This is a genomic window from Psychrobacter urativorans (assembly GCF_904846675.1).
Taxonomy (GTDB): domain Bacteria; phylum Pseudomonadota; class Gammaproteobacteria; order Pseudomonadales; family Moraxellaceae; genus Psychrobacter; species Psychrobacter urativorans_B.
Window position 1 is genome coordinate 1 of record NZ_CAJHBT010000039.1, and the last position, 6121, is coordinate 6121.

7 protein-coding genes are annotated in these 6121 nt (G+C 38.1%); 2 read left to right on the top strand and 5 right to left on the bottom strand.

Features of this window, described 5'->3' with window-relative positions:
• Window positions 1–224: 224 nt before the first annotated feature.
• Window positions 225–1217, top strand: a complete 993-nt coding sequence (gene repM / locus JMY06_RS11395) for a replication initiation protein RepM (RefSeq protein ID WP_201618365.1) — start codon at window positions 225–227, stop codon at window positions 1215–1217.
• Between the two features lie 214 nt (window positions 1218–1431).
• On the opposite strand, the gene JMY06_RS11400 is transcribed toward repM, so the two are convergent.
• The 5 genes from JMY06_RS11400 to JMY06_RS11420 form a co-directional block, all read right to left on the bottom strand.
• On the bottom strand, window positions 1432–2403 hold the full coding sequence (locus JMY06_RS11400; protein ID WP_201618366.1) for a tetratricopeptide repeat protein: 972 nt from the start codon (window positions 2401–2403) through the stop codon (window positions 1432–1434).
• Window positions 2404–2615: 212 nt separating this feature from the next.
• The gene (locus tag JMY06_RS11405; protein WP_201618367.1) at window positions 2616–3425 is read right to left on the bottom strand and encodes a hypothetical protein; all 810 of its coding nucleotides are present in this window, start codon (window positions 3423–3425) and stop codon (window positions 2616–2618) included.
• A gap of 119 nt (window positions 3426–3544) precedes the next feature.
• On the bottom strand, window positions 3545–3811 hold the full coding sequence (locus JMY06_RS11410; RefSeq protein WP_201618368.1) for a type II toxin-antitoxin system YafQ family toxin: 267 nt from the start codon (window positions 3809–3811) through the stop codon (window positions 3545–3547).
• Entirely contained in the window at window positions 3798–4079 is a 282-nt protein-coding gene (locus JMY06_RS11415; protein WP_201618369.1) for a type II toxin-antitoxin system RelB/DinJ family antitoxin, read from the bottom strand. The genes JMY06_RS11410 and JMY06_RS11415 overlap by 14 nt, the downstream gene beginning before the upstream one ends.
• Window positions 4080–4193: 114 nt before the next feature.
• Window positions 4194–4436, bottom strand: coding sequence for a hypothetical protein (locus JMY06_RS11420; RefSeq protein ID WP_201618370.1), 243 nt, complete (start codon window positions 4434–4436; stop codon window positions 4194–4196).
• Between the two features lie 456 nt (window positions 4437–4892).
• On the opposite strand from JMY06_RS11420, the gene mobV reads away from it, so the two are divergent.
• Window positions 4893–5795, top strand: a complete 903-nt coding sequence (gene mobV / locus JMY06_RS11425) for a MobV family relaxase (RefSeq protein WP_201618371.1) — start codon at window positions 4893–4895, stop codon at window positions 5793–5795.
• Window positions 5796–6121 lie beyond the last annotated feature (326 nt).

Here is a 6121-nt window from a genome sequence, read left to right on the forward strand (position 1 = left end):
AACCAAGCCGCTCCTATCACTGTCAGCAAGCAAGAAAGCGTCCAGCAAGAACGGCCGCTACATAATTATACCGATGATGCTTATACCTACCAATAAGTACACCTTTATCTACCAAAATTCATTTATAAGTACACCTTTATCTACCAATAAGTACACCTTTATCTACCAATAATACACTTGTTATGTTAGGGTGTATTAATACCGTTAGAAATAAAGGAGTACTTATGAATAATAAATCTTTGGTGGTAAAAGAAAACTCTCTTATTCAGGCAAGCTATACCCTTTCACTTGTTGAGCAAAGATTGTTATTACTGGCTATCATCGTAATTAGAGAACATACCCACAAGAATGAGCTTGATTACATAGCCTTTGATAAGCCTATTGAGATTTACGCCGATGCTTATATCAAGCAGTTTGGTGTTCATAGACAGACTGCATATAAAAACCTTAAAGAAGCCAGCAAGACATTGTTTGCAAGGCAATTTAGTTATCAAGAGAAAAGACAAAAAGGGATGGCAAATGTCACTAGCCGTTGGGTGTCTGATGTTGCATATATTGACTCTGAAGCACTTGTGGAATTGACCTTCTCTAGGGCTATAATTCCTTTAATTACAGAGCTTGAGAGTAGTTTAACCAGTTATGAGATAGGGCAAGTAAGCAATCTCACTAGTGGATACGCATTGAGATTGTATGAGCTATTAATTGCATGGAAAAGCAAAGGCGTTACCCCTAAGTGGCAGCTTGAGGAATTTAGGCGGAAAATGGGGATTGAGGAAGGTAAATACTTAAGGATGGGGCAGTTCAAAGAGAAGGTTTTAGATTTTGCGGTAGAACAGATAAATGAACACACAGATATAACCGTCAAATATCAGCAATATAAGAATGGGCGTAAGGTTGATGCTTTCAAATTCACTATAAAAATTGACTCAATCGAGAAAACTGTTAAACCAAATCGTGACCCTAACACTATAGACTGGATAAACAATAAAACTGACAATGAAGTCAATGCACTAAAGCCTAAACAGCTTGCTAGGGCTGTGAATAGCAAGAAATTCATATCTGATTACGCTCACTTGGTAATGCCACAAAATCCTGCTAACAGCTCATCTAGTGCATGGATTACGCACATGGCGACTTGGCTCAAGAAAGACCCTAGCAAGTTCACCAAACGACCTATGAAAGAGTATCTTGATGACGAACAAGCAGATAGATTTTAAGAGTGAAATGACAATTTAGAGAGTATCTTGAATATTAAGGCTTATGAGTACGTTGAATAGGTGCGGTTCCCTAGTGAGGACTTGAATCTTTGGCTGTAGCTAAGCGATTTCAATAGGTATACGATATTGGGTTTAATCAGTGTACATCTGAGTGTACTTGATGAGATTAGCTTTGTGGTTCTTTGACTAGGGATATCTCCTAATAACCTAGTCTTTATTCATCCTCTGTCCTTATACCTAAGTTGTTACAACCTAGTTGATATCCATTGTCACAAGCCTTGGAAAAGTACTTTTTCGCTATAACTGTATTTCGACGTACGCCTATGCCATTAAGGTACATCATACCAAGGTTATATTCAGATCTAGCATCTCCTTGATGGGCTGCTTTTAGATACCACTTAGCGGCTTGATAATCATCCTTACGTGCACCTTCGCCATAGCTATAGATTGTTCCAAGTTGGTATTGCGCATGAACATATCCTTGGTTGGCAGATTTTGTATACCACCCGATAGCTTTAGAGTAATCCTGACGTACACCTTTACCCTCGTAGTAAGCGTTACCAATGTTGAACTGAGCCTCAGTATCACCTTGGTTAGCTAATTTCTGCCACTCCTTAACAACTTTGGCATCATTTTGACGCACACGCTCGCTCTTTCGATGTGGTACGCCATTGATGAATTTCATGGGACCAATCCCTTGGTTAACAGCTTTTGTACGCCAATCGATATGTTTATCGTAATCCTCACGTGTACCTTTGCCATCGTAATTGTAGTAAGTTCTACTAAGTTCAAGTTGAGCCTTAGCGTAGCCTTGGTTAGCGGATTTTGTGAACCATTCAATAGCTTTAGAGCGATCCTGATCTACCCCTTCGCCATCGTCGTACATTATTGCAAGGTTATATTGAGCAAGATCATATCCTTGGTTGGCAGATTTTGTATACCATTCAATGGCTTTAGCTTTATCCTGGCGTATACCTTCGCCATCATCATACATTACTGCAAGGCTATATTGAGCCTCAGCATTGCCTTGATTGGCTTGTACCGTAAGGTCTTCAAATTCTTTTTCAACATCTGTTTTTACGGGTAAGACCTCGCTAGGAAGACTAATAGTCTGAGTATCAATGGCTTTATGACATCCTGTGAGCATCAAGCCAGTCAGTAAAAATGTTGCTAGCCTTTTTTTCATAGCTGTTCGTCCTGTCAGTTAATCAAGATAACACTACAATTTATAGTTTTCATACCTATCGTGATGATCTTAAATACATTATTATCTAGTCTTATTAGATATACCCCAAGGGAACCAGCTGTTTCACACCTCAAACTCATTAATAGACTACTTAAAATAGACTGTCATTATCGAACCACTTATAACAGACTTATCCCGAAAGTAGAGTATTACTACTTCATTATTTCGTTTATTTTTAGGTGTTTATTGATGTAGCTCAGAATATCACTAACACTTTGGTCTAAACTTTCACGCGAAGAATTATATTCGTTCCAAATCCAAGTTGGCTCAAATTTAATAGTCTGATCAATTGTTGTGTATTTAGTCGGCATTTTTTTCGCAGCTTCAGTAAGAACGTCACCTATAAGAGTTAAATTATTTCTGTTTATCTCTATTACTTTATGGATTTTCTCTACTAGTTCTTTTGGAAGTAGAGGAGACGAAGCTAGATTAGAAAGCTCTTCTGTGGCATCGTCATACTTTTTAGTATAATGTATCGCAACTTGCTCATACTCATGCCATTTTGCTAATTTCAAGGCAGGCTCCACTGGACTGCCATCACTTACGTGAGATACTTTCTCCACTTCCTCACCAGCAGATATTTGTCTAAAATTTTTTAAAAAATTCTCCTTACTCATAACTGTTCCATAAATTGCAGAGTCTAGTTCCTTACTAAACTCCTCTGATAGTTCAACTTGACCTTTAAAAAAGCAGTTGACGTAATTCAAGTGCATTTTACAAGCATTTATATTGAATACTTCTTGAATACCTGTTTCCTCATCAAATTGTTTTTGATTCTTATAATTAAATGCCTCTAGGATTTTCTTAATTTCCTCTACTTGCAACTTGAATATTTCAGTTTTTATTGGAGAGAATAGTGTTTTCCGAGCTTGAAGATAAGACAATATGCCAATTGTGCTTACAACTAAAAAGAAGCCAATATTGAAAATATTTTTCCATTCTTCTAATCCCAAATTTCTCATACCTCTCCTTTGCCAATATAAGCTATCAATAACGTAATAAAACCACTTAAAACCCGTAGGGGTCTTTAGCTTGTCCTGGCTAACTCTTGATCCAACAACCGAAGTGAATTCGCTTTGGACTAATCAAATACTTCTGAATGGCTACCCAGCCTAACGAAATCTACCGTATCGCTCTGAACACGGTAGATAAGCACCAAATCAGGTTTGATATGGCAATCTCTAAATCCCTTATGATTGCCGGTCAATGCATGGTCTTTATACTTAGCCGGTAGCGGTACATCGTTAGTCAAACAATTGAGCACCTCGCCCCATGCAGGAGTGAGTAAGCTTAGATAATTCTTTTTGGCATCTCTCTTAAACTGGTTTGATACTTCAATGGATCTCATCAGCCTCGCCTTCTAGCTCATCCATAAAACTACCAAAGCTATCGTACTTAGTGCCTTTACCGTTGGCGACCTCTGCTATAGCCGCGATAGTTTGCGCGTTGAGTTTAGGTTGATAGTCAAAAGATAAGGGAACAGCATTAGTATCGGCTACTTGGTTTAAAAACAGTCTTATTGCTTGTGATGGTGTCAGTCCATAGCTTTCAAGAACAGAAAAAGACCTGTCCTTCAAATCTTGGTCAAGCCGTATATTATAATTAGTTGTAGTCATTTTAATCACCTTTCGCTTATGTTCGTACCTATAATATAAGCGAAAGGTGATTAAAATTCAATAGATTTAGCGTTCTGTACGTCTAAGCGGTGATCGTCTGCTCATTCAATCCAGCTAGAAAGTCATCAACCTTTTTTCAATGCTTTTTTGCATAACATAAAGATCAGAAGCAGAATATTTACTTAGTTTGTTCTTCTCTCTCATAACTTCAAACAGCTTAGTCCTAACCGCTTCTTCATGGGTTTTGTCTTCAATCAAAAGTAAATTAAGTCGTATAACAACTCTGTTATACGCTTCTTGGGTGGCTTCAAATTGAAGGCTTTTATTGCTAGCTACTGATACACCGATCATGCTCATAAATTACTCCGCTACTAGAATTATCTTTAGCTAAAGATAATTTTTTAGGTTAATAAATTATTTATACCAGCCTAAGATTATGCCAGTGAATGATGAGAAGTAACGCTCTTATAAACCCTTTTTTGTAGCAAATTTTACGATAGATAAAAGATCCGTTATTTTCTACCCAATTTAATGACTACACCATACGCACCCTAAAGGGATGACCAAGTAGCTGATATTGTTAGGTTTAATGAAATTGGTTTGTTTGCAAATTGTTTACAAAATCGACGTTAACCATTGATTTATAACGAGAAAAGGTGTTTGCAAACTGTAAACAGAATGATTTTTAAACAGTGAAAAATACCCCTTTTTCACCTCCTTTTGCTTCAAAAATCTCGCTTTTCTAATTGGCGGATTTATGGTGTAGTAAGTACACTTTAACGAAATGACACCCAATTATCAGGAAAAGTGGCGATGAACTATGCAATTTTGAGGACGGCAAAATTAAAGACGATAGGCAACATCGGTGGCAGTCTTGCACACAACTATCGAACGATAGAAACGCCAAATGTTGACCCCAACCGCACCCCTAAAAATCATCATACCGTTGCTACCCCTGAAGCAGTCAAAAAAGCAATACAAGATCGGCTCCCTGAAAAAAGACGTTCGGATGCGGTGCTATGTATTGAGTATTTAATAACCGCCAGTCCTGAATGGGAAGGCTGGGGGAAAAGCCAGGAAGCGGATTTTTTTAAGCGGTCTAGTCAGTGGCTCATTGATAAGCATGGAGAAGAAAATATTGCTGGTGTGAGTATTCATAGGGACATAAGCACACCGCACCTAGTCGCTTATGTGGTTCCTATTGACCAAAAGGGGAGGCTTAACTGTAAGGATTTTCTAGGGGGCAGGGCTAAGTTAAACAAGATGCAGACTGATTTTGCCAATACGGTCACTGATTTGGGGCTAACGAGGGGCAAGGAAGGTTCTAAAGCCAAGCATACCAGCATCAAGGAGTATTACCACGACATCAATCACGCTAGAGATTTCAGTATCGAAGCCGTATCGCTTAAGCCTGAAATGTTTGAAAGCAAGGCTAGGTATGGTGAGAAGGTGATAGCAGCCGTTATTGAGCAAATAGAACCCACGGTGAAGGCTGCCAACAGCATTTTGACGGACTACGAGAAAGCTAGATTATATAAAAGCGTTGCAGAAGAGAGCTATGACACCCTAAAAAAGCGTGTTGAGCCTTACTTGGTGGCGACTGATGGTCTAAATCAAGAGGATATTGCTAGGGTGAATGAGGCAATGCAGCTAGAAAGCCGTAAAATCGCTGTAGAGAGGGATGAAATTGAAAAGGCTATGGAGGTATCAAAATAGAGGTAGATAGCCTTTAAATATGAATCTGTGGACAAATAGAGTGGTTTTTACAGCTAATTACCAATGATCTAAGAAGGATAGAGCTACTAGAATGCTAAAAGTACTTGAGAATTTGAAAAATCCTGAAGCTTTGGATGAGGTTAAAAAAAACTGATGGATGATCTAGAAAGAATTGAGAGATTACCTGACTCTAAAACTTACGATAAAGACCAAGATATTTCGATTTAGGTGCTCTTTTCTTTTGTCTTTTATTATGTAAAAAACAAAAAAATTCCTATTTGTTATTTTTAAATAATATTTGTCATATTTCTCCAGCCCTCTCCAGC